1 protein-coding gene and 1 pseudogene are annotated in these 2,424 nt (G+C 46.6%); both read left to right on the top strand.

Going from position 1 to position 2,424, the window contains the following annotated elements; translation table 11 throughout:
• Window positions 1-122: 122 nt before the first annotated feature.
• Window positions 123-2,135, top strand: coding sequence for an NAD-dependent DNA ligase LigA (ligA, locus tag B3182_RS05460; protein WP_292356858.1), 2,013 nt, complete (start codon window positions 123-125; stop codon window positions 2,133-2,135).
• Window positions 2,136-2,424: pseudogene (locus B3182_RS05465) on the top strand (glycosyl transferase); the annotation flags it as partial.

Genomic DNA, 2,424 nt, shown 5'->3' on the forward strand with positions numbered 1-2,424 from the left:
CGCCTATCTCGGTGGCATCCTTTGTGACGAAAAACGTGAACCGATTACCGATAAACATTTGGAAGCCGCGCGTAACCGAATCTTTGAATTAAATTTATCTTTGCAGGCAGGCAATAAATCTGATGACGATTTCACCTGAAATCAGCGAGCGAGCCGCACAGCTTCGAGACTTAATTAATCGTTATAACTTCCTGTATTACAGCGCGGATGATCCGGAGGTAACGGATGCCGAATATGATCGGTTATTTGCTGAATTAAAAAAACTCGAAGCCGATTATCCTGAACTGATCACTGCGGATTCACCGACACAACGGGTGGGATCGGCTCCGTTGGATAAATTTACCCAAGTGACTCATGCGATGCCCATGTTGTCGTTGGATAACGTGTTTGATGAAGCCGAGTTAACAGCGTTTAATCAGCGTGTTCTTGATCGTCTTAATACTGATGATGTGATTACTTATGCTGCTGAACCCAAGCTGGATGGTCTGGCCATCAGTATTCGATATGAAAATGGTTTACTGTTGCAGGCTGCCACTCGTGGAGATGGTGCGGTGGGTGAAGATGTCACCGAAAATGTTCGGACCATCCGCAATGTTCCATTGAAACTTCACGGTAAGAATATTCCACAAGTAGTTGAAATCCGTGGTGAAATCTATATGCCAAAAGCGGGTTTTGAAAAGCTTAATCAACAGCGCCTGGCCAACAATGAAAAACTTTTCGTAAACCCACGTAATGCTGCTGCAGGATCATTAAGACAACTCGATTCCTCAGTAACGGCGAGTCGACCGTTAGCATTGTTCTGTTATGGTCTTGGAGAACTTCAAGGCATGGAACGTCCATCCAGCCATACAGAAGCCATGCAGATCATCAGCGAATGGGGAGGAGCCGTTTCTCCTGATACCCAGCAATTGAAAGGTGTTGATGAATGCCTTGAGTATCTGCATCGGCTTGGGGAGCGTCGGGCCAGTTTGTCCTATGAAATTGATGGCGTAGTGTTCAAAGTCGATGACAGCCGTTTGCAGGAACGTTTGGGGTTTGTCTCACGAGCACCGCGTTGGGCAATTGCCTATAAATTTCCGGCACAGGAAGAAAGCACTCAGGTTGTCGATATTGAAGTTCAGGTTGGCCGCACCGGTGCATTAACCCCGGTTGCACGTTTACAACCGGTTTTTGTCGGTGGTGTTACGGTAAGTAATGCCACGCTGCATAATGAGGATGAAGTCCGACGTAAGGATGTACGAATTGGCGATACGGTGATTATTCGCCGGGCAGGGGACGTGATTCCGGAAATCGTTCAGGTTGTTAAAGACAAGCGTCCTGCCAATGCCACCGAGTTTGTAATGCCAAAGCATTGTCCAGTTTGCGGGGCAGAGGTTGAACGGGTAGAAGGTGAAGCCGTAGCGCGTTGCAGTGGTGGTCTATTCTGTGCTGCACAACGCAAAGAAGCTATAAAACATTTTGCTTCTCGCAAAGCATTGGACATTGATGGGCTGGGCGATAAGCTGGTTGAGCAACTGGTTGATGCTGAGCTGATTAAAGATCCAGCGGATTTGTTTTATCTGAACAAAGAACAGTTTTCAGCGTTGGAACGTATGGGAGAAAAATCTGCCGAAAATCTGGTGAATGCATTGGAACAGGCTAAAAATACCCGTTTTGCACGATTTTTATATGCATTAGGTATTCGAGAAGTCGGTGAAGCAACCGCCCGGTCACTCGCTTTACACTTTGTTGATCTGGATAAACTAACGGCAGCTAAAGAAGACGAGCTAATTGAAATTGAAGATGTGGGTCCAGTAGTTGCGCATCATATTTATACTTTCTTCCGACAAACCCACAATCTGGATGTGATTCAGCGGCTTTTAGAAGCCGGGGTCAATTGGCCGGAAGAAAAACCGGTGTATGCCAATTCAGAGTTGGCCGGTAAAACTATTGTACTGACGGGCACTTTAGAAAATTTGTCTCGTAGTGAAGCCAAAGAAAAATTATTGGCGTTAGGTGCCAAAGTAGCAGGCAGCGTTTCTGCCAAAACCGATTATGTGGTGGCGGGCAGAGATGCCGGTTCCAAATTGAATAAAGCCCAATCTCTCGGGATTGACGTGGTCGATGAAGCGACCCTAATACAGTGGATTAATTAAATGAGTGCAGTTGCTGATGCCATCAAAAAAGTCGCCACCGGCCCCCATCTGAGTAAAGATCTCAGTCTTGAGGAAAGCCGTGAAGCGATGCTGGAAATCCTCTCAGGTGAAGTGGATCCGGTGCGAATGGCGGTAATGCTGATTGCATTGCGAATGAAACGGGAAACCGATGAAGAAAATCTGGGGCTGTTGTTAGCTATCCAGGAAAAGACCGGACAACATCCACTTGATGTGGATAATGTGATGCTACTTTCCGATCCGTTTAATGGCTTTAGCCGCCATTGTCCAA

It is taken from the genome of Methylophaga sp. UBA4204, from assembly GCF_002379485.1.
Taxonomy (GTDB): Bacteria; Pseudomonadota; Gammaproteobacteria; order Nitrosococcales; family Methylophagaceae; genus Methylophaga.